Genomic DNA, 26,971 nt, shown 5'->3' on the forward strand with positions numbered 1-26,971 from the left:
AGCAGTACGTTTCGCTATTTTTTCTTTCTATCAGATAATCTTTTATTAAATTTTTAGTAAAGTCCTTTGACTTGTTGAAAAAAGTAAGCTTCTTGAGACACCAATCATAAGAAGCGCGCTAGCATGAGTTCACTATTAGCCTTGGAGGATACCTTTCTGGCCGGGCTGAATAATGTGGAACGGCGCAAATACGTGCAGAAGCTTAAGATTGTGAAGCACCTGTATGTAAAGGGTGCTAAGACCACCGCCGACATCTGCGGGCGTTTTCAGATCAGCGCGCCCACCTCCACGGCCATGCTGAACGAGCTGATTGCCGAGGGCTTGGTGGAAAAGCAGGGTAGGGGCAAATCCATTGGTGGGCGCAAGCCGGAGCTGTACGGTTTACGGGATAAGTCGCTGTTTGTCTTGAGTATCCACATGGAGAAGTACAAGGCACGCTTAGCTATTTTCGATAATAACAACAGCCCCGTCACTGGTGTGCAGACCTTCCCGATTGAGGTGACGCAGGACCTGCAAGCCGTGGACCAAGTGCACGAGCAGGCCACGCGACTAATTGAGGCGTCGGGCATCGACCCAGAGAAATTAATTGGGGTAGGCATTAATATGCCAGGTCTGGTAGCCTCCAAGGAGGGCAACAACCACACGTATCTGCGTGTGCCGGGAGCGGCCGAGTCGTTGCAGTTGTTACTGGAGCGTAAGTTTGGCAAGTCCGTGTACATCCAGAACGACGTGAAAAGTGCTACCCTGGCCGAATACCGCTTTGGACTGGCCCACGGCCGCCGCGACGTGCTGGTGCTGTCCATGGACTGGGGTGTGGGCCTGGGCATGATCTTGGACGGCAAGCTGCGCAGCGGCGCTTCGGGCTTTGCCGGCGAGTTTGGGCACATTCCGCTGGTAGAGGATGGCCGCCTGTGCCACTGCGGCAAGCGCGGCTGCCTGGAAACCGTGGCCTCGGGTAGCGCCCTCGTACGCAACGCCCAGGAGGGCATCCGGGCCGGCGAAAACACGCAGCTGCAAGCCCTGTCGGAAACCGAAATAGACCAGCTGGAAGTAGAGCAGGTCATCCGTGCCGCCCACGATGGCGACCAGTTTGCCATCAACATCTTGGCCGAGGTAGGGCTGAATTTGGGCAAAGGCATTGCCATCCTGATTCAATTGTTCAACCCCGAGCTGATTATTCTGGGTGGCGAGATTGCGCAGGCCAAGCCCTTTGTGGTGCCCGCCATCCAACAAGCCATTACCATCTACTGCATGAAGCAGCTGCGCGAAAACACCCGCATTGTAGTATCGGAGCTAGGCCGCGACGCTATGATTCTGGGCTCCGTGGCCACGGTCATGGAAAACGTATTCGAAACGCATTTGGACTCTGTGTGATTAAAAATTAGCAGCCTTGCTCCGCTTTACCTACCTGCTTACCGCCTTCTTTCAAGTTTTACCGCTCCGTCCCGCAACCTCCAACCGCCTAACAACCCTTCTACCCCCTCACCTACACCGCTTATGGCACGATTAAACCTACTCGAAGAAACTCGTTTTGAGAAGCTGCTGGTAACCGTTTACCCCGATAAGCAGATTGCCTCCGTGAAGGTGGCCGAGCGCATTGCGCGGCTTATCCGGCGCAAGCAGGAGGCCGGCGAGCAGGCCGTGCTAGGCCTGGCCACCGGTGCTACCCCGGTAGGCGTGTACGAGGAGCTGGTGCGCCTGCACAAGGAAGAGGGCCTGAGCTTTCAGAACGTGGTGACCTTCAATCTGGATGAGTACTACCCTATGCAGCCCGACGCGCCGCAGAGCTATGTCACGTTCATGAACGAAAACCTGTTCGACCACATCGACATCAAGCGGGAAAACATTCACATCCCCGACGGCACGCTGGCGCTGGAGGAGGTAGTGACGTTTTGCCTGAACTACGAGCGGCAGATTGAGGAAGCAGGCGGGCTGGATTTGCAGATTCTGGGCATTGGCCGCACTGGCCACGTAGGCTTCAACGAACCCGGCTCGGCGCCCAACTCGGGCACGCGCCTGGTGACGCTGGACGACCTCACGCGCCGCGACGCCTCCCGCGACTTCGGCGGTAAGGAAAATGTGCCCACCAAGGCCATTACCATGGGCATCGGCACCATCTTCAAGGCCCGTGAGATTATCCTGATGGCCTGGAGCGGCAAGAAAGCGCCCATCATTAAGAAAGCGGTGGAAGGCGAGGTGTCGGGTGAGGTGCCGGCTACCTACCTGCAACTGGCCGACAACGTGGAGTTTGTACTGGACGCCGACGCCGCATCGGAGCTGACGCGCTTTGACACGCCCTGGCTGGTGAAGGACTGCATATGGGATGAAATGCTGATCAAGAAGGCCGTGATTTGGCTGTCGAACACCCTGCGCAAGCCCATCCTCAAGCTCACAGAAGAGGACTACAACAACAACGGCATGGCCCAGCTGGTCACGGAGCGCGGCCCCGCCTACAACATCAACATTCACATTTTCAATAAGCTGCAGCACACCATCACGGGATGGCCCGGCGGCAAGCCTGGCGCCGACGACTCGCAGCGCCCCGAGCGCGCCCTACCCGAGAAAAAGCGCAGCATCGTATTCTCGCCCCACCCCGACGACGACGTGATTTCAATGGGTGGTACCTTTATCCGCCTCATCGACCAGGGCCACGATGTGCACGTGGCGTATCAGACCTCGGGCAATACCGCGGTGTGGGACGACGACGTGCTGCGCTACATGGAGTTTGCCATTGACCTAGAAAACAGCCTGGGTCGCGACAGCAGCGAGCTGCAAACGGTGTACGACAACATGCGCCAGTTTATCCAGCAGAAGCAGCCCAACCAGGTGGATACGCAGGAGATTCGGAACGTGAAGAGCTATATCCGGAAGAGCGAGGCTATTGCGGGCGCCCGCTACGCCGGTCTGCCCGACAGCCACATTCACTTCCAGGCCCTACCCTTCTACGAGTCGGGCAAAACGTCGAAGTACCCCGTAACGGACGCCGACATTGAGCTGACCATGGAGCTGTTGCAACAGGTGAAGCCTCACCAGGTATTCGTGGCTGGCGACTTTGCCGACCCCAACGGTACCCATATTGTGTGCTTCAATATTATAGCTGAGTCGTTGCGCCGCCTGAAGCAGACCGAGGACTGGGTGCAGGATTGCTGGGTGTGGATGTACCGCGGCGCCTGGCACGAGTTTAAGCCCTACGAGATTGAAATGGCCGTGCCCCTGTCGCCGCTGGAGGTGATTCGCAAGCGCAACGCCATCTTCAAGCACCAAAGCCAGAAAGACACGCCCGTATTCCCCGGCGACGACTCCCGCGAGTTCTGGGTGCGCGCCGAGCAGCGTAACCGCGAAACTGCCTTGCAATACGACAACCTAGGCCTAGCTGATTACGAGGCCATGGAGGCCTTCGTGCGCTGGCATTTTTAAGGGGGTAGGGTAGTTTCTTACTCCTGTCATCCTGAGCTTGCGAAGGACCTTATCACGTAACAACGACTTGTTTTCACGTGATAAGGTCCTTCGCAGGCTCAGGATGACAGGAGCAAGACAAACGGTGAAACTTTCCGCTACACGCACACAGCAGGCCGCTTTCGGGTAGGCGCGCAGAAGTAAATAGAATGACCTACACCAACTACATCGGCATCGACATCGGGGGCACCAAGGTGCACATCGGCGTGGTGCAGGATGGGCAGATTGTACACGAAGTCCGCTTCGAAACCTCGGCGCAGGCACCACAGGAGCAGATTCTGGGGGAACTGGTGCGGCATATTCAACTGATGCTGGATACGGCCGACGTAGCCGGTATTGGTATTGGCGTGCCAGGGCTGGTAGACGAGCAGCAGGGCGTAGTGCACAACGTGCAGAATATCCCCTCATGGCGGGAAGTGCGGCTGAAGGAGCACCTCGCCGCCCACTTCGCGCAGCCCGTGTATATGACCAATGATGCCAATGCCTTTGCCGTGGGCGAAAAGATCTTCGGCCAGGGCCAGCCCTACGCCAACCTGGTGGGTATTACGCTGGGCACAGGGCTGGGCGCGGGCATCATCATCAACCACGACCTGCACGCCGGCGTGCTGTCCAGCGCCGGCGAGTTCGGCTGCCTGCCCTACCTCGACAAAACCGTGGAGGACTATTGCAGCGGCAAGTTTTTCGTGCAGCAGTACCAGCAAGAGGGAGGCGCCCTGCACGCCCAGGCCCGCACCGGCGACGCCCGCGCTCTGGAGGCGTTGGCCAGCTACGGCCGCCACCTGGGCAACGTCATCAAAATGATTCTGCACACGCTGGCGCCGGAAGCCATTTTCCTGGGCGGATCGGTGAGCCACTGCTACGAGTTTTTTCGGGAGGCCATGGAAGCCAGCATCCGCGAGTTTCCCTTCCGCCTAGTAACCGACCGCTTGGTGGTAGCACCCTCCAAGCTGCGCAACGCGGCCGTGCTGGGCGCCGCGGCCCTGTGCAAAATGAAGCAGGATCTTAGCCCCGCTACTCCCCAAACACTGCCCCTTTAACCGTCTATTCAGCCTTATTCTCAATCCATACACCATGACGAAAGCAGTTCCCACGTCTTCGGCGGCCGTGCCCACCACCAGCACGCAGCAAACCAGGTCCATTGTCATCATTGGGGCGCTGTTCTTCATTTTCGGCTTCGTAACGTGGCTGAACTCGGTGCTGATTCCCTACCTGCGCATTGCCTGCGAGCTAAATAACTTCGAGGCCTACCTGGTGGCATTTGCTTTCTACATTTCCTACCTCGTGATGGCCATTCCATCGGCGTGGGTGCTGAAAGCCACAGGTTTCAAGAACGGCATGTCGGTGGGGTTGCTAGTCATGGCCGTGGGGGCCTTGATTTTTATTCCGGCGGCCCTCACGCGTACGTATGGGCTGTTTCTGTTTGGCTTGTTTGTGCAGGGCACGGGCTTGGCGGTGCTGCAAACGGCGGCTAATCCCTACATCACCATCCTCGGTCCGCGCGAAAGCGCTGCCAAGCGCATCAGCGTGATGGGCATTTGCAACAAAATAGCCGGTGCGCTGGCTCCGGTGGCCCTGGGTGCCGTGGCGCTGAAAGACGCCGACGCCCTGGTAGCCCGCTTGGGCACGATGAGCGTGGCAGCCAAAACCGCCGAGCTGGATGCGCTGGCTACCCGCGTTATCACGCCCTACCTGCTCATGACGGCCGTGCTGGTATTGCTGGCTGTACTGATCTACTTTTCCTCTCTACCCGAAATCGACACCGACCACGAGGATGAAACCGTGGCTGCTGCCAACACCAACAAAACCAGTGTGTTGCAGTTTCCGCATTTGCTGTTGGGCGCGCTAGCCATGTTTGTTTATGTGGGGGTAGAGGTTATTGCCGGCGACACCATCATTAGCTACGGTAATGCGCAGGGGATTGAACTGGAAACGGCTAAGTTTTTCACCACGTTTACGATGGGGGCCATGATTGTGGGCTACCTCGTTGGTGTTGTGGCCATTCCGAAGTTTATTTCCCAGGAAAAAGCATTGCAGGTGTTTGCCGTGGCTGGGGTAGCGTTTGCCCTGGGGGCGCTGTTCACCAGCGGCATCACATCGGTACTGTTCATTGCGTTGCTGGGGCTAGCCAACTCGCTCATCTTTCCGGCTATCTGGCCGCTGGCCATCGAGGGCCTGGGCCGCTTCACCAAAATCGGTTCGTCCTTCCTGATTATGGCCATTGCCGGCGGCGCTGTGCTGCCGCCACTCTATGGTTCCCTGGCCGATGCCTATAGCCCCCAGCAGGCCTACTGGCTGGTGATTCCCTGCTATCTGTTCATCCTGTACTACGGTCTTGCCGGGCACAAAGTGCGCCGGTAAAACCTCACCCCCGGCCCCTCTCCTCGGGGAGAGGGGTGCGTTCTGGTAGTGAATCTGTAAGTAATGAAAGGGGAATAATTCACTACTCACAACTTCACTATTCACCTTCCGTCTGGCACCCCTCTCCCCGAGGAGAGGGGCCGGGGGTGAGGTTCCGCTTTCGCTTACCAACACCTACGTCTGCATCGTTTTCGAATGTCACCACACAAACTCCTGCTCCCGCTTCTTCTCCTGACTACCCCGTTGCTTGCCCAGCAGCGCTACGAGCTGAACACGGGCTGGCAGGCCACACCCAAAAGCAAAGTGAGCGTAGATGGAGCCGCGCTTTCGCAGCCTACATATGCCCTGAGCGGCTGGCAGCCCGCCGTGGTGCCCGGCACCGTGCTTACGACCCAGCTGGCCAACAAGCAAGTGCCCGACCCGTTTTACGGGATGAACAACAAGCAGATACCCGACATCTACCGCACGGGTAGGGACTATTACACCTACTGGTTCACCAAAGACTTCACCGAAAAAGTTACGGGCGATGAGCAGGCCTGGCTGCACCTGCGCGGCGTGAATTACAGCTGCGACGTGTTTTTGAACGGCCAGAAGCTGAACGCGCAGACCCACCACGGCATGTTTCTGCGCCAGACCTACAACGTGACGCCCTACCTGGCCAAGGACGGCAAAAACCGGCTGGCCGTTATCGTGTACCCGCCCGACCCCGTGGGTAACCCCAACGGCGGCCAGGGCGGCGACGGCACTATTGCCCGCAACGCCACCACGCAGTACACCGCCGGCTGGGACTGGATTCAGCCCATCCGCGACCGGAACACCGGCATCTGGGACAAGGTGACGATTGAGAAAACCCAGCAGATCAACGTTAAGAATCCGCATATCATCACCCGCGTGCCGGGCAAGCGCAAGCCTACCGGTCCGCAGGCGCCGGCTACCGTGCAAGTATCGGCAGAGCTGGACAACCCAACTGCCAAGGCCGTGGCGGGTGTGCTGCGCTATACCATAGATGGTCGCACGGTGGAGCAGAAAGTGACCATTCCGGCGCGCACCACCCAGCAGGTGAGCCTCAAAGACCTCAGCCTACCCAACCCCAAACTGTGGTGGCCCAACGGCTACGGCGAACAGCCGTTGTACGAGTCGAAGCTGCAATTCCTGGTACGCGGCAAAACCGTGTCGGATGAGGAAACGGTACAGGTAGGTGTGCGCGAGATTCAGCGGGAATGGAACACCACCACCCAGAGCATGGAGGTACACCTGAATGGGCAGAAAATCTTCATCAAGGGCGGCAACTGGATTATTTCCGACGCCATGCTGCGCTTCACGGATGCCCGCTACGACGCCGAAATCCGCTTTCACCGCGACATGAACCTGAACCTGATTCGGGTGTGGGGCGGCGCGCTGGTGGAGCGCCCCGAGTTCTACCAGGCCTGCGACAAGTATGGGATGCTGGTGATGCAGGACTTCTGGATGTCGGGCGACGCCAACGGGCGTTGGGTAGACCCCATGAAGCTAGAGGACCAGTGGACCCGCCGCCAGTACCCCAACGACCACCAGCTGTTCATCAAATCAGCAGCGGACCAGGTGAAAATGGTGCGCAACCACGCCTCGCTGGCCATCTGGTGCGGTGGCAACGAAATCACCCCGCCCAAGGACATCCTCACGGCACTGGAAGATTCTGTCTTACCGAAGCTGGACGGCACGCGCTGGTTTGTGCCCTACTCCAACTCGGATAGCATGTCGTACAACAACCAGGGCGGCAACGGCGACGGGCCCTATGGCATTCAGAACCTACGCAGCTTCTGGCAGCACCGCACCTACCCCTTCAACTCGGAAGTGGGCTCGGTAGGGGTAGGCGATGAGGAGTCGTTGGCGCGGTTTGTTCCGCCAGCCAACATGGTGCCCCCGCGCTACCTCGGCGCTGATAAAAAGCCCACGGAGGCTGTAGATTCGGTGTGGCAATACCACCTCTACATCGGCTACGAAGACCACCTGCTACCCTACGGCGCGCCCAAAAACGTGCGCGACTTCGGCTTGAAAGCCCAGCTAGTGAACTACGACCAGTATCGCGCTTTGATGGAGGGTTTCAGCTCGCACATGTGGGAGTGGTACACGGGCAGCATCATTTGGAAAACCCAAAACCCCTGGACCGCCCTGCGCGGCCAGATGTACGACTACTACCTCGACCCCAACGCCTGCCTCTACGGTCTGCGCACCGGCAGCGAGCCGCTGCACGTGATGTACAACCCCGTGGATAGCGCCGTGGTACTGGTGAACAACACCTTCGAGACTAAGCGCGACCTGATGCTGGTGGTAGACGCCTATGACATGGCCGGCAAGAAAACCAGCCTCACGCAGGTAATTGTGGAAATCAACCCCTCGCAGGCCAAGAAATACTTGCCCATTGCCGGCACGATGCGCAAGCTGGCGCGGGAGAAAGGCACATTCCTGATGCTGCAATTGCAGGACCTGAACAAGCAGCCCGTGAGCCAGAACTTCTACTGGATACCCGATGCCAAAGGGCAATACTCGGGTCTGCAAACCATGAACAAGGCGCCCCTGGGCGTCTCGGCCCGCCAAACCGCACCCGGCAAGGTAGAAGTAACCCTCACCAACCCCGCCAACCAGCCCGTTGCCTTCTTCAACCGCGTGTCGCTGGTAAACCAGCAAACTCAGAAGCGTGTGTTGCCTACCTTCTACAGCGACAACTACGTGTCGGTGCTGCCCGGCGGGCGCCAGACTATCACGTTGGACTACACGCCCGGTGCGGAAGCAGGCACGCCAGCTGTATCGGTAGAAGGGTGGAACGTGGCAAAGCAGGTGGTGCCGGTGGCGCAGTAGGGGAGGGAGGGCACCCTCCGCGGGGCGCCTCACCCCCCCGGCCCCCTCTCAGAAAAGGAGAGGGGAAGCTGAACGATTTCGCTTAGAAACAAAGGTAATAAACCGTGCCGCCGTGGCTTCCCCTCTCCTTTTCGGAGAGGGGGCCGGGGGGGAGGCGCAACGTTGAACACTACCTATGAAAAGATTTTTGTGGTTGCTCCTTCTGGTTCTCACTACCGGTTCAGCCTCCGCCCAAACCGCTCCCGAGCGCTACCCGCTGATTCCCTACCCTGCCTCCTTGACGCCGGCAACGGGCACGTTCACCATTACCAAAGCCACCCAACTGGCCCTATCCAAGGAGAGCAAACGCTTTGCGCAGGAAGCTGAGCAACTGCAACTGCTGCTAACAAACGGGGTAGGGGCACCGCTGAAAACCACGAAGAAAGCCGGAGCTAGTAGCATTGAGCTGCGCTACGATGCTTCGATAACAGCGCCGGAAGGATACAAGCTGACCATCACGCCGCAGCAGGTGACGCTGGCGGCGCGTGAGCCAGCCGGCATGTTTCGGGCGGTACAAACGGTACGGCAGCTGCTGCCGCCTACCCTTGAGAAGGCCGGAAAAGGCGCTACCCCCCTGACGCTGCCCGCCGTGCAGATCGAAGACCAACCGGCGTACGCGTGGCGCGGGATGCACCTAGACGTGTCGCGGCACTTTTTTGACGTTGCCTACCTCAAGAAGTACATGGACTTGCTGGCGCTCTACAAGTTCAACAAGCTGCACCTGCACCTCACCGACGACCAAGGCTGGCGCCTCGAAATCAAGAAATACCCCAAGCTGACCGAAGTAGGCGCGTGGCGTACCTTCAACAACCAGGATTCGGCGTGCATCCGCAAATCGAAGGATAATCCCGATATGGCGCTGGAGACCAAGTTCTTGCGGCAGCGTAACGGCCAGACGGAGTACGGCGGCTTCTACACCCAGGACGACATGCGCGGCATCATTGCCTACGCCGCGGCCCGCCACATTGAGGTCATTCCTGAAATCGATATGCCTGGCCACATGATGGCTGCCATCCGGGCCTGCCCTTTCCTCACCTGCAACGGCAAAAACGATTGGGGAAAGCTGTTTTCAACCCCCATCTGTCCCTGCAACGAAACCACCTACGAGTTCGTGGAAAACGTGCTGACGGAGGTAGCCGCTTTGTTTCCAAGCCCCTATGTGCACATCGGGGCCGATGAGGTGGAGAAAACCAGCTGGAGCACGGCAGCCTGCACCGAACTGATGCAGAAGGAAGGCATTAAGGACGTGAATGGACTGCAAAGCTACTTTGTGCGGCGCGTCGAGCGGTTTTTGCAGAGCAAGGGTAAGAAGATGATTGGCTGGGACGATATGCTGGAAGGCGGCATCGACGCTTCGGCTACTGTAATGTACTGGCGCAGCTGGGTAAAGGACGCCCCCGCCAAAGCCCTTCACAACGGCAACCCGCTCATTATGACGCCGGTGAGCACGCTCTATTTCGATAACCTGCCGGATAAGAACTCCGTGGAGAAGGTGTATCAGCTGGAGGTAGTGCCCTCCGATCTGGACCCTACATCCGCCCGAAAGGCCATCCTAGGCGCCCAGGCCAACCTCTGGACGGAACAAATACCCTCCGAAAACCGCGCCGACTATATGGTAATGCCCCGCATGACGGCGCTGGCCGAGGTGGTGTGGACCAACAAAAACCAGTACGCTTCCTACCTCAGCCGCCTGCGCCAGCATTACCCCCGCCTGGCCCTATTGAACGTGCACTACCGCGTGCCCGACCTGGCGGGTTTCTCCGAGGAAAGCGTCTTCACCGACCGCACCACTCTCGCGGTAGAAAAGCCCCTCGACCAACTAATTTTGCGCTACACCACCGATGGCAGTACGCCCACGGCTACCTCACCCGTGCTGCCGGCTGCCCTACCCATCACCCAGCCCACCACGGTGAAGCTGGTGGCCTTCACGCCGGAGGGGCTGCGGGGTGATACCTACACCATCCGGTACAGGCAACAGCCCTACGCCACGCCCGTAGCCGCGAAGGCCCCGGCGTCTGGCCTCACGGCTACGTACTTCACCGGCTACTTCAAGAAATCGGCGCTGATGCAGGAGGCCAAGGCCAATGGCAGCATCACCGTAACCAGCGTGCAGGTGCCCAAGCAAGCGGAAGCCGACCAGTTTGGGGTGCAGTTTCGGGGCTACCTCGACGTACCGGAAACCGGCGTCTACACCTTCTACCTCACCTGTGACGACGGCGGTACCCTGCGCCTAGCCGACCGCATGGTAGTCGACAACGACGGCCTGCACTCGGCCATTGAGAAAAGCGGGCAGGTAGCCCTCTCGAAAGGATTGCACCCTATTGCCCTCGATTTTGTAGAGGGTGGGGGTGGCTACACGCTGCTGCTGAAATACAGCAAAGATGGCAGTGAGCCACAGCAAGTACCTGCTAGCTGGTTGAAACACTAATCTCTATTTCAATGAATTTTCTCGCAGTGTTTCGCAGTGCATGCGAGGAAATAACACTGCGAAACACTGCGAGAAAGCCCCATGCACAGAAAGCATAAACACCATAGTATAATGAAGTTAAGTTCCACCCATTCTGTCTGGTCTATTGTGGCGCTGGCTGGCAGCGTTGCCTTGTTCAACGCCTGCTCGGGCACAACTAAGGTTGCTGGTGGCTCCACGGCCGCTCCTGCCATTCCGGCCCCCACGGGCCTCACTCGATTTGTAGACCCGTATATCGGTACGGGCTTCCACGGGCACGTATTTATGGGGGCCAATGTGCCCTTCGGGGCAGTGCAGTTGGGGCCGGTGAACATTTCTGAGGGCTGGGACTGGTGCTCGGGCTACCACTACTCCGATTCTACCATCATCGGTTTCTCACACACCCACCTCAGCGGCACCGGCATCGGTGACCTAGGTGATGTGGCGGTGATGCCCACTACGGGAGAAGTAAAGGTGATGCGCGGCTCGGTGAAGAATAAGAGCCGCAGCTACGTGTCGGCGTTTTCGCACGAGGACGAAACTGCGCGCCCCGGCTACTACGCCGTGCAGCTGAAGCGCTACGGCATCCGGGCCGAGCTGACCGCCTCCGAGCGGGTAGGCTTCCATCAGTACACCTACCCCCAGTCGAAAGAATCGCACCTGATTATCGACTTGCAGCAGGGTATTGGTTGGGACCAGGCTACCGATACGCACATAGAAAAGCTCAACGACAGCACCTTGGTAGGTTACCGCTTCTCCAAAGGCTGGGCCCGCGACCAGCGCCTGTATTTCGCGGCGGTGCTATCGAAGCCCATCCGCGACTTTAGCAGCGTGCAAGTAGTAGACTCGTTGGGTAATACAACACCGGCCAATAAAGGCAATCGTCTGAAGGGCATCGTTACGTTTGCTACTAAGGCTGGCGAGCAGGTGAAGCTGAAAGTGGGTATTTCGCCTGTAAGCAGCGAAAATGCACTGGCCAACATTCGGGCTGAAATTCCGCACTGGAATTTTCAGAAAACCGTAGCCGCCGCCGATGCCGCCTGGAACCAGGAGCTGGACAAGGTGCAGATCAAAACTGAAAACCCAGACCAACAAAAGGTATTCTACACGGCGCTCTACCACACCATGATTGCGCCCTCAACCTTCAACGACCACAACGGCGACTACTGGGGTACGGACAAAAAAGTGCATAAAAACGCGCCGTTCACTAACCTCACTACCTTCTCGCTCTGGGATACGTACCGGGCGGCGCACCCACTGTTCACGCTCCTGCAAACCAACCGGGTGAACGACATGGTGAATACCATGCTGGCTATTTATCAGCAGCAGGGTAAGCTGCCAGTGTGGCACCTGATGGCCAACGAAACCAATACCATGGTAGGCTATAGCGCCGTGCCGGTGGTGGTCGATGCCTACCTCAAAGGCTTCAACGGCTTCGATGCCAACCTGGCCTACGAGGCCATCAAGACCACGGCCATGCGCGACGAAAGCGGCCTGAAAGCGGTGAAGGAATTGGGCTTCATCCCAGCTAACAGCGAGGTGGAAAACGTGTCGAAAGGCCTGGAGTACGCCGTGGACGACTGGTGCATTGCACAGATGGCCAAGAAAATGGGCAAGCAGGAAGACTATGCCTATTTCAGCAAGCGCGCTAAAAACTACCAGAACTACTTCGATAAAAGCGTGGGCTTTATGCGGGGCCGCGTGTCCAAAACCGAGTGGCGCACCCCATTCAGTCCCTTCCAGTCGGTGCACATGAAGAGCGACTTCACCGAGGGCAACGCCTGGCAGTACACTTGGCTGGTGCCCCAGGATGTGGAAGGCCTGATTGGCCTGCTGGGCGGCGAGCAGCGCTTCACACAGAAGCTCGATTCGTTGTTCACGGTACAGGGCAACATGGGCGAGGAGGCCTCCCCCGACATCTCGGGTCTGATTGGCATGTATGCGCATGGCAACGAGCCCGGCCACCACATCACCTACCTCTACAGCTACGTGGGCCAGCCCTGGAAAACCGCCGACAAGGTGCGCTTCATCATGGACCAGTTCTACACCACCAAGCCCGACGGCATCATCGGCAACGAGGACGTAGGGCAGATGTCGGCGTGGTACGTGCTGTCGGCCATGGGCTTCTACCCTCTGAACCCCGCCAACGGTGCTTTTGTGTTTGGCAGCCCCATGGTGCAGCAGGCTACGCTGGCCCTACCCGGTGGCAAGTTGCTTTCTATTGAGGCGAAAAACAACAACGCCACCAACAAGTACATCCAATCTGTGACCCGCAACGGCCAGCCCTACCCCAAGTCCTACATCACCTACCAGGACCTGATGCAGGGCGGCACATTGGTGCTGGAGATGGGCCCCAAGCCCAGCCCTACCTGGGGCGTAGCGCCGGACAGCCGGCCGCGTTCCGTAGTACAATAAGCTGCTCTATACTATCCTGCCCTAACCTAATGCACGCGCCTACACCTCGCGTGCTATGTGAAAAGCCGGCTGCCTCAGGCAGCCGGCTTTCTTTTTGGATAGTGACGACAAGTAACTGACGTGCCTGGTGGAGACGTATCCTTGCGTCTCGTCGTTGCACGATGGTGTTTCACCTGCCTGATGAGTAGCCGCGTCTCAAATTATTTAAGCAGTGTCTGCAAAGGCAAAACGCAACATGTCGCATCCCTATGCTCAACTCTTCCCAACAGCGCCGTCTATTTCTCTACGTAATAGTGTAAGTTTTCCTTCGCAATAATATCCAGGGGTAAGTATTTGAGGGGAGGCACTTCCTTCTTGAAAATGAGCTGATCTGCCAGAGCGTACAGGCCGTAATAGCCCTGTTCCTTAGGGTTTTGGTTGATCAGGAAATCGATAGTGCCCTCTTGCAGATAGTGGATATTCTCCTCCAGCAGGTCGTAGCCTACCAGCCGGATGGCGGCGGCGTAGGGCTGGAGGTAGGGCGCAATGGCATAGGCCCTGGACGTACTAACGAAGATGCCCCGCACCGGCTGGTTCTGGGCCAGTAGCCCGGTAAGACGACCAGCAAAGGCAGGCTCGGTGGGGTAGGGTAGGTCGATGCTGCGGACAGTGATACCAGCCGTCTGCGAGGCGGGCAGCTGCGCAAAATAGTCGCGGAAGCCTTGTTCTTTCTGCGTTACATGCACGGAGTTAGCAATGTCTTCGGCAATGTGCGCAATGAGGTAGGTACCCGGCTGCGTTTGCCCAAACTGCAGGAGCTTGCCCGCCAAAAACCCGCTCTGGTAGGAGTCCTGCCCTACGTAGCTGAGCGGGTTAATCTCCGTGATGTAGGTATTGAACAGTACGTAGGGAATCTTGGCGTGCTGCCACCGCTCGAAAAACGGCAGCGACTCGCGGTAGAACAGCGGGGCAATCACAATGCCATCGGGCTGCGCCTGCGTAGCCAGTTCCATCTGCTCCCGGAAAGAGTCTACCCGCGACATATCGTAGGGGTAGACTCTGAGCGTCACGCCGTACTGCTGCAGTTCCCGCGCCGCCTTGTTGATGCCCTCCCACGGGGCCTGCCAGTAGGGGTCCAGTGTGTGGCTGGGCTGCACGGCCGCTAGCTGGTATGTACGGTTGGAGCCTAGGGTCCGGGCAATCATGTTGGGCTCGTACTCCAATTCCTGCATCATCAGCAGCACTTTCTGGCGTACGTCCTCGGCTACCCGGCCGCGGTTGTGCAGCACCCGGTCTACCGTGCCTACCGAAACGTTTGCTTTTGCTGCTATATCCTTAATGCGTACTGCATTTTTGCTCATAATAATACCTCGTGCGTAAGTGACTAATGAGTGGGGTATTGCGTGAATACGGCTGCCAGAGCCGCGTAGCCGATCGAGGTGTATCAGAACAAGCTACCGTTGCTAGCCATCGGAACCACCAAAGCTAGTGCAATAGCCAGCCGTGGGGCCGCAGCCACAAAGCGTGCCACTGCACAAAAAGTAGCTACCGCCAGCAAGGTCGTTCCAATCCGATAGGCGTTGCAACGCTGCAGTAGCAAAGAACGAAACCCCTCCCGGAACAAGACGAAAACAGGGTGTAGTACAGCAGTTTGTTAGTGGAGAAGGGAGACTGGTTTTCAGCAAAAGAGGGGTAGGAGCTGTGTACAGCAACTAGTAGTTGGCTCCTGCTAGCACACCAGAGCCGCAACAGTGCATATTTACTGGTTTTAGTCCTAAAATGGCAACTAAAATACAATAATATTCTACAACGAAAAGAGCTTTATGCGTGCGCGCCCACTTATTCTGTTTTACTTGTGCGTGTGCCCGCACATTTTTATTTTATATTATTTGCTTTATAATTAACCGATGATTACGTTTGAGTTAATTCACCAAAAACCAGCTTCTTAAAATACAGTTTACCGTAAGTTTCTGCAGACAGTCCGTAAGCAAGACAGTGGTAGTTACAATACCGCTACAATTCTCACTGATTCTTACTTGGTAAAAACGCAGAAAAGCAGAGCTGTATTATAAGAAAAATACTATTTGAGCAAGAATGCATTCCGTCTTACTGTCCGGCGTTCGGATTGGAGGCTGTTTATAAAAAGTAGTGCATAGTTATGGTTGTGACTTTGTGTGTACGCACACATTTCATTCCTTTGCCAGCTGCTTTACCTCAAGTGCGTAGTATGGTTGCTAAGAACAGGTTGCCAGATGTCGGAAAAATCGTATATCTTGGTCTGGCAGAAGTTCATCCGCAAGAGTATGTCTGCCATGCGTTGCCACTGCCGTACCATGCGTGCAACCGATTGTGTGCGACCTGCCGCTCTGAATTCCACCCTTCCCATCAATCATTTCCCACTGCTATGTGCTGCCTGGTAGGCAGGTCATACAGCGACTAGTGCCCTTTAATGGGTTCGAGACGCAGACCGATCCATGTAAGTAGTTCATTTCCATCATTCTCTCACTCCATACACCATGATAAGAAAAACTTTACAGTTACTTGTTTTACTCTTGCTGCTGTGTCAGGCCCACGCCTACGCACAGGGGACGAAAGTCTCGGGCAAGATAACCGACAACCGCAACGAGCCACTGATTGGGGTGAGCGTGGTGGTAAGCGGTACTACCCAGGGCGCCACTACCGATGTGGACGGCAACTACACCGTGACGGCTCCAGATGGTGCCTCACTTGTGTTTTCCTACATTGGCTATATCAGCCAGACGGTGCCCGTCAACGGCCGCTCCTCCATCAACGTTATTCTGGTAAACGATACCAAGCAACTGGGTGAGGTAGTCGTAACGGCGCTGGGTATCAAGAAAGATGAGCGCAAGCTGGGCTACGCCGTGACAACGGTAGACGGCGAGAAGCTGAACGTAGCCCGCGAAACCAACGTGGCCAACTCCCTGCAGGGCCGCGTGGCGGGCCTGAACGTGGGTGGCACCAGCGGTGGCCCTGGCTCCTCGGCCCGCCTCAACATCCGGGGTGTAACGTCCTTCTCGGGTGCCTCGCAGCCACTGATTGTGATTAACGGTGTGCCCATGGACAACAGCGTGCGCGGTAGCTCCGGTGAGTGGGGCGGTGCCGACCTAGGCGACGGTATCAGCAACATCAACCCCGATGATATTGAGTCGATGACGGTGCTGAAGGGCTCGACGGCCTCGGCTCTGTACGGCGCCCGCGCCGCCAACGGCGTTATTCAGATTGTGACGAAAAGCGGCAACCGCGGTAAAACCACCATCGAATACAACACCAACCTACAATTCACCCGCGCAGTAGACGATACTGATTTCCAAACGGTATATGGCCAGGGTAGCCAGGGCGTGCGCCCCGCCGACCGGGCTGCGGCCATCAACTCGGGCAACACGGCCTGGGGCGAGCGGCTGGACGGCCAGCCTGTTATCGGCATTGATGGGCAGGAGCATGCCTATTCTTTGCAGAAGAACAATATCAGAGACTTCTACCGCACGGCACCAGCCTGGACTAACACGCTGGCCGTGTCGGGTGGGGGCGAGAAGGGTACTTACCGCCTGTCGGTATCGAACCTAGACAGCAAGTCGATTCTGCGCAACAGTGGCCTGGACCGCCGCACGGTGAACTTCAATACTCAGTACGACCTGACCAAGAAGCTGAGCTTCAACCTGACGGCCAACTACATCGACCAGAAGGACAACAACCGTCCTCAGCTGAGCGATGCCCCGCTGAATGCCAACAACATCATCTTCCTGGCGCCCAACATCAACCAGGCTACCTTGCGCCCAGGTTACGACCCGAACAACAACGGCCTGGAAACGGCCTGGAACAACGACAGCTACGCCAGCAACCCGTGGTTTGTGGTAAACCAGTTCAAAAACGACCTCTCGCGCAAGCGTCTCATCAGCGCCCTGTCGGCCCGCTATGCTTTCACCGACTACCTGTTCCTGCAAGGCCGGGTAGGCTACGACTACTCCAGCGACCGGCGCTTCAACGTGGCGCCCTACGGCACGCTGTACTCGGCCAACGGGGAAGGCAACCTGGAAAACCTGACGCTGGGCTCGCGCCTGGAACTAAACACCGACGCACTGCTGTCGTTCAGCAAAGATCTGAACCAGGACATTTCGGTGAGTGCTAGTGTGGGTACCAACTTCCGTCGCAACAATTTCGAAGCTACGCGTCTCTTTGGCGGACAGTTTATTGTTCCCTACCTGTACTCGCCTTCCAACCTGCGTACTCCTTCCCAAGAGTATCAGTATAACCTTCTGGAAACGTTCTCGGCCTACTACACCGCAGATGTTACTTATAAATATCTGACGCTGAGCACGACGGGTCGCTATGACCAGTTCTCTACCCTGCCGCGCAACGATCGTAGCATCTTCACGCCCTCGGTAGCGGCTAGCTTCATCTTCTCGGATCTGCTGCAATCTTCGGTTCTGAGCTATGGTAAGCTGCGTGCTTCCTATGCCGAAACCAGCGGTGAGCCGGCCCAGCCTTACCAAACGGGTTTCTACTACAACATCAACCGCTCCATCAACGGCGTGCCTCGTGCCTCGTTTGATTCGCGTCAGCCCAACGCCAACCTGAAACCTTATAGCCTCAACGAGTACGAGGTAGGTACGGAGTTGAAGTTCTTCCAGAACCGCATTGGCTTAGACGTGGCCTACTTCCGCCGCAAAACTGATGGTGAAATTGTAGGCGCCAGCTTGTCGCCAGCTACCGGCTTCAATAGCCGATCGGTGAATCTGGGCTCTACCCTGAACCGCGGCGTAGAAGCGGCCCTGACCGTAACGCCAGTGAAAACGGGTGCCTTCACCTGGACGTCGTCGTTCAACATCACCAAGCTGAAAAACGAAGTACTGGACATTGATAACGCTGCTAACAACCCGCTGCAAACCGGTACCTACCGCCCAGGAGCCAACGGTGGCGCCAACATTGCCATTGTGAAAGGGCTACCTATTGCCCAAATCCGGGCGTATGACTACCTGCGCGATGCCAACGGCAACGTGGTGATAGGAACCGATGGCATACCTATGCGGGGCGAACTGAAGACGATGGGCTCGGGCATTGCCAACCTGTTTGGCGGCTGGAACAACGACTTCAACTACCACAACTTCAGCATGTCGTTCCTGATCGACTACAAGTTCAACAACAAGGTACTGTCGGCTACGGAATACTATTCTTATACGCGTGGTCTGAACAAAGCCACCTTGGAAGGCCGCGAAACAGGCATTGTGGCTGAAGGGGTGAAAATGAACAGTGACGGGGACATAACGAATGAGGCCAACGACATTGTGGTGCCGGCTTATGTATACTATCCCAGACTGATCAACAACGTGGATGCCCTGGCTGTGCTTGACGGCAGCTTCATCAAGTTCCGCCAGCTCACGCTGGGCTACACCCTCAACCAGGCTGTACTGGCAAAGACTCCTTTCCAGGCCGTGACGCTGTCGTTGGTAGGTCGTAACTTGTTCACAATTATGAAGCGCACGGATAACATTGATCCGGAAAATACAATTTCTCCCCTAGTGGCATATGCTGGGGTAGAGGGTGGTTCGCTACCCTTCGCCCGCACGTACGGCTTCACGCTCAACGTAAAATTCAAGTAATACAGGAATATGAAAAAGCCATTCCTATTTATAGCACTCACCGCAGCGCTTTGGAGCACTTCCTGTTCCGAAGACCGCTTCGACGACGTCAATACCAACCCTAACGCGGCCTCGGCCAACAACCTCAACCCCAACTACCTGCTCACCGATGGCCAGCTGGGCTACGCCAATACGGGCTACGCGCAGTTGCTGTACCAGGCTCCCGCCATTCAGGCGCTGGCTAGTACGTTCAACTACTACGGCAACGGCGATAAGTACGTCAACGCAGGCGGTTTTGGGGGCTATCAGGCTCTGACTTTCAACAACGGCTACACGGCGCTCAGCCGCTTGGAGCAGGCCATTAGGGTAGCCAATACGCAGAGTCCCGAGCGCTTTGCCAACGTCATTGCCATCAGCAACATCATGAAGGTGATGATCTATCAGCGTCTCACCGATACCTACGGGGATATTCCGTATTCGGAGGCGCTGAAGGCGGAGGATGGTATTACGGCTCCTGCCTATGACAAGCAGGAGAACATCTACCCGGCTTTGCTGACGCAACTGGAATCTGCCATCAACAGCCTGGACACGTCGGCGCCCCTGGCTACTGGCGACCTGTTGTACGGCGGCAACGTGGCCCAATGGAAAAAACTGGGTTACTCGCTGATGGTGCGCGTGGCTATGCGTATGACCAAGGTGAATCCTACCCTGGCTCGCACCTGGACCGAGAAGGCTGTAGCCGGTGGCACGATGACGGCTACCACTGACAACGCTATTGCCCAAACCGACGCCTCGCAGGGCGACACGCAGAATGCTACGTCCGGCGCCCTGCTCACCACCGATGACTTCCGGGAAGTGAAGTGGAGCAAGACCCTGATCGACTACCTGCGCACCAACAGCGACCCACGCTTGGGCGTTATTGCCGAGATTCCGCAGGCCGGCGAAAAGAACAACGCCAACCAAGGCCTGACCGGCAACACCAACCCCGCTGTGCAGCGCGGCTTGCCCAACGGCTACGATCTGGCCAACGGTGACTTCGACATTCGTAAGCGCGCCGACTATCCGGGTCCTACGGGCGCTGCTGGTGATATTGCCCCACTGGGTAACTACTCGCGTCCCCGCGTGAACGTGTATGTTAAGCGCAACGCGCCTAACTTCCTGCTGACCTACGCCGAAACGGAGTTTCTGCTGGCCGAAGCGGCTACCCGCGGCTGGAACGTGGGCGGTACGGCTGCCACGCACTACGCCAACGGCCTGCGCAGCGCCATGGAATCTCTGGCGCAGATGGACGCGGCGGCTACTGTGCCGACTGCTACCATTACCGCCTACGTGGCTGCCAACCCGCTGAATACGACATCGACAACGGCGTCTTACAAGCAGATCAACGAGCAGTATTGGCTGGAAACGTCTACTACCTTCAACTTTATTGAAGGCTGGTTTAACTGGCGTCGCTCGGGCTACCCAGTACTTACGCCCGTGAACTACCCTGGCAACGTGACCAACGCGACCATTCCGCGTCGTCTCCCATATCCGGCAGCTGAAATCTCCAACAATCCTGCCGGCTACCGGTCGGGTGTAGCCAGCCTGAACGGCGGCGACCTGCTGACCTCGCGCGTGTGGTGGGACAGACCGTAATGACGTTCTAGTTTGAGTGAAAAAGAGGCTTTACCCTACTACTTAGGGTAAAGCCTCTTTTTTTGTAGCGGAATCAATCAGTTTTTTACCAAGTATCGCAAGCATGCATCACTTCTGCCATTTCAAGCGCTTAGCAACGCTAACGTTCCTGCTCGGTGGGGTAGGGTTATCAGCTTCGGCGCAGGATCAAAAGGCGCTCCAAGGTTTGGAGCACCTGTTTACACCGCCCAAAGGCTACGTGGTGCAGCACACCACCCAGGCCCTTACCATGGATGGCAAGCTGCAGGAAAGCGCCTGGCAGCAAGCCCCTTGGACTTCAGATTTTGTGGATATTGAAGGCGCCGCCAAGCCGCTGCCTACCTACCAGACGCGGGTGAAAATGCTCTGGAATGACTCTACGCTGTTCATTGCTGCCACCATGCAGGAACCGCACATCTGGGCCTACCAAACGCACCACGACGACATCATCTACAAGGACAATGACTTTGAGGTGTTCATCGACCCCGATGACAACACGCACCAGTATTTTGAGGTGGAGGTAAACGCCCTCAACAAGATTTTCGACCTGTACCTGCCCAAGCCCTACCGCAACCACGGCGACGCCCTCATCAGCTGGGATGTGGCCGGCCTGCGTTCCGGCGTGAGCATCGACGGTACCCTCAACCAACCCAAGGACAAAGACAAAAGCTGGACCGTGGAAATGGCTATTCCGTTGCGGGCCGTGCGGATGGGCTTTCCGTTTGCGCCGCCTACCGAGGGCACCCTGTGGCGCATCAACTTCTCCAGGGTAGAGTGGGACACGCGGGCGGCCAACGGCAAGTACGTGAAGCTGCAAGACGCCACCGGCAAAGACCTGCCCGAACGCAACTGGGTATGGTCGCCACAGGGCGTGATTAACATGCACTATCCCGAGCGGTGGGGCTACCTGCAGTTTACGCGCCAGGCCAAAGCGCCAGCCTTCGAGATGCCTATTTCTGAGTTGCGTCGGCGCTACTTGTGGCTGGTGTACTACCGCCAGCAGCAGTACCGCGAGAAAAACGGCCGCTATGCGTCATCGTTGGCTGAATTGAACATTGCGCCGCAAGTAACTGTAGCCCAGCAAGCGAATCAGCTGCAGCTGGAAGCTACTACACAACAGTTCACGGCTACCCTCATGGCGCCCGGTGCCACTACCCTGCGCATCAACGATGAGGGACTGGTAGAAACGGTGAAGCGGTAGGGTAGAGGAGTGACAGGCTGATAAAACACCGCCTGTCATCTCTCAACTCGTCTGTCATCCTGAGCGGAGCGAAGGATCTTCTCACGTTTGCACGAATCGTTATTACGTCCGTCGTTCTGCTGTAAGAAGGTCCTTCGCTCCGCTCAGGATGACAGACGAGTTGAGAGATGACAGGCGGTGTTTTATCTGTGTCTACCGGCTTGCCACGGGCTTCAGGCCGGCGTTGCGTAGCTTCGCTATCAGATAGCGGCCTATTTGCTTCCCTTGCTCGTTGCCGTTGTTGATGCTTTCCATGTAGTGGATGCCCCCGTAGAAACGCGATACGGAAGCTTCGCTGGCTGCTTGCCGGAAAGATGTGAATGCCCGCTCGCCGCTGCCAAAGGGAATTTCGGTGTTATCGAGGTAGGCAATATTATCACCGAGCAGGTAGGTAAGCATTTCGGCCACGGCATTGGAAACGACGGCGTGGCCGCTGGTGTACTCCGGGAACGGCGGCGTCTGCAGGAGCGGCTGCCATTTTACGTCGATGTAGCGGTTGATGTATGTTTCGGGGCGGATGCGGTTGGTGGCGTATTTGGCCTCCCAGCAGCTGATAAAGGCGTCCATCAGCGTGATGCCTTCCAGCGCCAATACCATCACCGTTTTGTCAAATCCTACCTTTTGTTGCTGCGCCACCAGTGCCCCAATATTCATCCAGTGGCCACCGGGACTGATCTTTTTGAAGCCGATGGCCATGTGCCCCGAGGTGTTGACTGCAAATGGGTTGCAGTCCCAGAACTGGGCAATTTGTAGCTGCTCGTCGGTGAGGTGCTTCGAGATGTTGTATACGGCTAGCACCTGCTTATGAAAGGCCGAGGCCGTGTCTTTGCTGAAAGGCGCAAACAGAGCCGGCCGGAACTGTGCGGCCGAGTCTATCATGAGGGGCCGAATGGTCTTCCAGTTGGGCTCTACCGCTTCAATGTATGCGGGTGGAGTAGGGTACCAAGAGCCTTCCGCTTTCAGGGGAGTATAGCGCTTCAAGGCGCTCAGGCGGTTGTAGCGGTCAGCTTTGGAAAACGTAACAGCCGCTTTTGCCGCCAGTTTCCCTACCCGAACCGACTGCGCCAGCACAGCTGGCTTCACGCCTTGTTTCTCCAGGCCGCGCACAAACTCCTCTTCTTCTGCTGCCAGATTTTCGCCGGAGGGTAGTAGCAGGCGCGCTGCTTCCAGCATGCTGTAATAGGCCGCTATCTGGTAGTCATACTTGCCCTTCACCGTATCCAGCCGCAGGTCGGTGGTGTAGCCGGTGATGAAGCGGGTAGGGGCGGGCAGGCTCTTGTTGTGGGCTGATACAATGGCGTAGGCGCCTAGTGTGGTGTACGCGTAGTAGCGCGCTGCCACCGGGGGAGCCACCACATCGTGCACCAGCGTCATGTTGATGGCATCCAGGGCTTTACCGGGGTTCAGGGGGGTAGGGGGGGCGGCAGCGTAAACCGATGCGTGGCCGCCCAGCACCAGGCTCATCAGGAAGAGGACCTGCTTTGTCATTTTTGCTTCTTGTAAAACTGTACGGCGCCGTTGCTCACGCCCACCACCAGGTAGGGCTGCTTGCCAACCGTTATTTCGCTCACTGATTTCACGTCGCCCAGCACGCACAGACCGGCTTGAGGCTGGGTTACGTAGCGGAATTCCCCCTTGCCATTGCCTTGCAGCAGGCAACCATAGTTGGCGTCGAAGCTGCCTAGCTTCAAGCGGTTGTCGGAGTGGTTGCCCAGCAGGAGTAGGTCGGGGTGGCCGTCGCGGTTGTAGTCGCCGCTGACAATGTGCGTTACGGCCGAAAACTGCGCCTCCGTAGGTAGGGGAGTAGCTGCAAATTTGCCGTTCTGGTTGAGGTAGAGCATGGTGCGCAGTTCATTCGCCTCCAGCTTACGAGCCTTGCTCAGTTCCTCGGCCGGAAAAATATCCTGCATGGTCGCGTCGGCGTAGGCCTTGTAGGAGGTGAAACGGCGGCGCATGGGGTAGATGACCTCGTTCAACTCGTCGCGGCTCACGAAGGGGTAGCTCTTGCCATCGAGGTAGAAATTGAGGAAAGGGTCGATGGAGCCATTGTTGTCAAAGTCAGCATAGTACAGCTCGGCTGGCTGCTGGGGAGTAGCCCGTATCTGCGTATTCAGCCCCAGGTTGCCGGCTACAATGTCGGGCTGACCATCCTGGTTCACATCGGCCACGTGCAGGCTGAACCAGAAACCTTGCTGCGGGGTAGCAAAGTAGTCGGCCGTTTGGTCCTTGAAGCCCTGCGGCGTGTTGATCCAAACCGTAAGAGGCATCATCTCGCCGCACAGCACCAGGTCAGGGCGCTTGTCTTTATTCAGGTCTACCCACTGTGCATCCGTCACCATGCCAGCGTGCGCAAAGGGCGCGTCGGCTACGGCCGCAAACTTGCCTTTGCCGTCGTTGAGCAGCAAATAGCTGGGCGGCGCCAGCGGGTACTGGCCGGGAATCACGCGGCCCCCCACAAAAAGGTCCTGGTCGCCGTCGCCGTCTATATCGGCCACGCGCACGCAGCCTTTGCTACTGCCGTGCAGCGCGGGTAGGGCGTTGGGAGCCAGCACCAAGCGGCCGTGGCCGTCGTTGAGATACAGTTCATCCTGCAAGTCAGCGGTGCCAGCCTCGTAGAGCGCATAGCCGCCTTTGGCCAGGTAGAGGTCGGGGTAGGAGTCGCCGTTAGCGTCAAAGAAGGTAGCCGCGGCCACTGTGCCCGCGGCCGGCGTGGCACTGCCCGCCAACGCCTGCTCCCGGAAGGTACCGCCCGGCTGCTGTATGTACAGGCGGCCCAGCTCGCCGGGCGCACCGCTCACAAATAGATCATCCAGCCCATCCTTGTTCACATCGGCCTGCGTGAGCACGGGGGCAGTTTTGGAGTACATAAACAGCATCAGCAGCTGGCGCTTGAAGTCGTTGAGGGCCACCTCTTCAGGCTGAAAAGCAAACAGCGGCGTGGCCGGCTGAAACATGGTTTTGGGGATGGGAGCCGGGCGGGCCGCCAGGTTTTTGCCGGCGGGGGGCGCGGTCAGCTTCAGCAATTGGTTGGCCTTCACCTTGGTCAGCAGCTGCCGGGTTTGGTTGGGCCACACAATCCGCACCGAATCCACTACCGAGCTGCTCCCCAAACCAAAGTGTAGGGTAGTGGGCACGCACGAAAGGTAGCCCCGGTTGGGATTCACCTCTTGATATTGCTGATTGCCAGCGGCGTACACATACACTTTGGCGCCCACAGCCTGGGTGTTCTTGTCCGTACCCGTGAGCTTGAGCGCTAGGTAGGCGGTGCGCTGATCCTCTACGCTGCGGTTGCGGTAGATGGCCGCCGGCTGGTTGATGGTGTTCACAATCAGCTCCAAATCACCATCATTGTCGAGGTCGGCGTACACAGCACCGTTCGACATATTGCTCTGGTTCAGGCCCCAGTCGGTTTGCTTGTTGGTGAAAGTGAGGTCGTGGTTGTTGCGGAAGATGTAGTCGGGCACGGCTGTGGAGGGCATGGCCGTCACCAAGTCCATCAGCAGAAATGGCTCCCGCGCCATGGCCTTTTTGATCTTGTAATCACCCCAATAGCGCAGAAAATCCTTGTTGGTGTAGTCGCGCAGGTAGCCATTGGTGATGAAGATATCCTTGTAGCCGTCGTTGTCGAAATCAGCCAGCAACGGGCACCAGCTCCAGTCGGTATTCGACACGCCGGCCAGCTGCCCAATCTCGCTGAACGTGCCGTCGCCGTTGTTGAGGTGCAGCATGTTGCGCATGTACTGGTGGTACAAGTCCTGTTGCAGCATCAGGGCAAACGACTCGTAGTTTTCCTGCAATTGCAGGGACTTCTGCCGGTGGTTGTCGGCCGGTATCATGTCCAGCGTCAGGATGTCGGGCCGAGCGTCGTTGTTGAAATCAGCAATGTCCACGCCCATCGAGAAGTGCGAGTGGTGGCGCAGCACCTGCTTCGACTGGTCCGTGAAGGTGCCGTCGTGGTTGTTGTGGTAGAGGTAGTCGGGCTCATTGTAGTCGTTGGTGACGTAGATATCCGCCCAGCCGTCTTTGTCCACGTCGGCCACGGCAATACCCAGCCCAAACGTGAGCGGGTTCTGCACAATGCCCGCGGCCTTGGATACGTCGGTGAAATGGCCGTTGTCGTTGCGAAACAGCTTGTTGCTCGATAGCACATCCGCCTGGCCTTTCAGGCTGGCGAAGGCCATGTTGTCAATCTTCTTGATGCTGTGGTTGAGCAGAAACATGTCCAGGTCGCCGTCGTTGTCGAAATCGAAAAAGGCGGCCTGGGTGCTGTAGCCGGGGTCGTCGAGGCCATAGGCCTGGGCTTCTTCCTTGAAGGTAGCGTTGCCCTGGTTGATGAACAGCTGATTGCGGCGCGTGGCCTCGTCCTTCTTGCCCGAGTAGCAGATGTAAAGGTCCAACAGGCCGTCGCCGTTCACATCGGCCATGGTTACGCCGGTTTTCCAGCTGTCTTTGCGGCCTTCCAGCAGCGGCGAGGCCTGGCGGGTGATGTCCTTGAACTTGAAATTGCCCTGGTTGAGGTAGAGCCGGTTGGGCCGCATGTTGCCGGTGAACAGCAAATCAGGTAGGCCATCGTTATTGATGTCGCCCACGGCCACGCCGCCGCCGTTGTAGAAATATTCATACGACAGCACGTTCAGCGCCTCGGTTTCGCTGACATCATTTTGGAAGGTAATGCCGGTTTCTTTCGGGCTAAGTAAGCTGAACAGTGTTTGCTGGGCTTGGGTGGGTAGGGTAGCGCCGAGAAAAAGCAACAGAAAAAAGCTGCCAGAGAAACAGTTACGCATAGTGCGAAGGGTAGAAAGAGTAGCTGCCGTGGTGTAAGTTAAGGTAGAATTGGGACTATTGAGCATACTTTTTTTGAAATAAAATCCGATAGATATTCCCGCCACCGTTGAGCAGCGTAACGAATACTATTTATACTTAATCCGCCGATACCTACAGCCGCGTTGA

At 57.3% G+C, this 26,971-nt stretch carries 13 protein-coding genes; 10 read left to right on the forward strand and 3 right to left on the reverse strand.

The features are described 5' to 3' along the window. Positions 1-123 precede the first annotated feature (123 nt). From MUN82_RS03115 to MUN82_RS03145, 7 genes are all read left to right on the forward strand, one after another. A complete protein-coding gene (locus tag MUN82_RS03115) occupies positions 124-1,374 on the forward strand; it encodes an ROK family transcriptional regulator (protein ID WP_245094913.1) in 1,251 nt (416 codons plus the stop codon). 123 nt (positions 1,375-1,497) lie between these two features. After that, a complete protein-coding gene (gene nagB / locus MUN82_RS03120; protein ID WP_245094914.1) occupies positions 1,498-3,417 on the forward strand; it encodes a glucosamine-6-phosphate deaminase in 1,920 nt (639 codons plus the stop codon). A gap of 188 nt (positions 3,418-3,605) precedes the next feature. Continuing rightward, positions 3,606-4,493: an ROK family protein gene (locus MUN82_RS03125; protein WP_245094916.1), complete on the forward strand. Its 888-nt coding sequence runs from the start codon at positions 3,606-3,608 to the stop codon at positions 4,491-4,493. A gap of 34 nt (positions 4,494-4,527) precedes the next feature. After that, positions 4,528-5,814 carry a sugar MFS transporter gene (locus MUN82_RS03130; protein ID WP_245094917.1) on the forward strand — a complete coding sequence of 429 codons (1,287 nt, stop codon included), beginning with the start codon at positions 4,528-4,530 and terminating at the stop codon, positions 5,812-5,814. Between the two features lie 195 nt (positions 5,815-6,009). Beyond that, positions 6,010-8,652: a glycoside hydrolase family 2 protein gene (locus tag MUN82_RS03135; protein WP_245094919.1), complete on the forward strand. Its 2,643-nt coding sequence runs from the start codon at positions 6,010-6,012 to the stop codon at positions 8,650-8,652. 175 nt (positions 8,653-8,827) lie between these two features. Then, positions 8,828-11,119, forward strand: a complete 2,292-nt coding sequence (locus MUN82_RS03140) for a family 20 glycosylhydrolase (RefSeq protein WP_245094921.1) — start codon at positions 8,828-8,830, stop codon at positions 11,117-11,119. Positions 11,120-11,230: 111 nt separating this feature from the next. After that, complete coding sequence (locus tag MUN82_RS03145; protein ID WP_245094922.1) at positions 11,231-13,552, forward strand: GH92 family glycosyl hydrolase; 2,322 nt, start codon at positions 11,231-11,233, stop codon at positions 13,550-13,552. 275 nt (positions 13,553-13,827) lie between these two features. Here the strand turns inward: MUN82_RS03145 and MUN82_RS03150 are convergent, their stop codons facing one another. Next, complete coding sequence (locus MUN82_RS03150; RefSeq protein WP_245094924.1) at positions 13,828-14,892, reverse strand: LacI family DNA-binding transcriptional regulator; 1,065 nt, start codon at positions 14,890-14,892, stop codon at positions 13,828-13,830. 1,155 nt (positions 14,893-16,047) lie between these two features. Between MUN82_RS03150 and MUN82_RS03155 the strand changes: the two genes are divergently transcribed. The 3 genes from MUN82_RS03155 to MUN82_RS03165 all read left to right on the forward strand — a co-directional run bounded on the left by MUN82_RS03155 (position 16,048) and on the right by MUN82_RS03165 (position 21,982). Further along, positions 16,048-19,149, forward strand: coding sequence for a SusC/RagA family TonB-linked outer membrane protein (locus tag MUN82_RS03155; RefSeq protein WP_245094926.1), 3,102 nt, complete (start codon positions 16,048-16,050; stop codon positions 19,147-19,149). Positions 19,150-19,158: 9 nt separating this feature from the next. Next, positions 19,159-20,763 (forward strand): SusD/RagB family nutrient-binding outer membrane lipoprotein, encoded by a 1,605-nt coding sequence (locus MUN82_RS03160; RefSeq protein WP_245094928.1) that lies wholly within the window; start codon positions 19,159-19,161, stop codon positions 20,761-20,763. A 103-nt stretch (positions 20,764-20,866) separates the two neighbouring features. Beyond that, positions 20,867-21,982, forward strand: coding sequence for a carbohydrate-binding family 9-like protein (locus MUN82_RS03165; RefSeq protein ID WP_245094930.1), 1,116 nt, complete (start codon positions 20,867-20,869; stop codon positions 21,980-21,982). 192 nt (positions 21,983-22,174) lie between these two features. Here MUN82_RS03165 and MUN82_RS03170 read toward each other — a convergent pair whose 3' ends face one another. Continuing rightward, the gene (locus tag MUN82_RS03170) at positions 22,175-23,509 is read right to left on the reverse strand and encodes a vanadium-dependent haloperoxidase (protein WP_245094931.1); all 1,335 of its coding nucleotides are present in this window, start codon (positions 23,507-23,509) and stop codon (positions 22,175-22,177) included. Further along, positions 23,506-26,805 (reverse strand): VCBS repeat-containing protein, encoded by a 3,300-nt coding sequence (locus MUN82_RS03175; protein WP_245094933.1) that lies wholly within the window; start codon positions 26,803-26,805, stop codon positions 23,506-23,508. The genes MUN82_RS03170 and MUN82_RS03175 overlap by 4 nt, the downstream gene beginning before the upstream one ends. Positions 26,806-26,971: the final 166 nt, after the last annotated feature.

Source organism: Hymenobacter aerilatus (assembly GCF_022921095.1).
In the GTDB taxonomy this organism is placed as follows: domain Bacteria; phylum Bacteroidota; class Bacteroidia; order Cytophagales; family Hymenobacteraceae; genus Hymenobacter; species Hymenobacter aerilatus.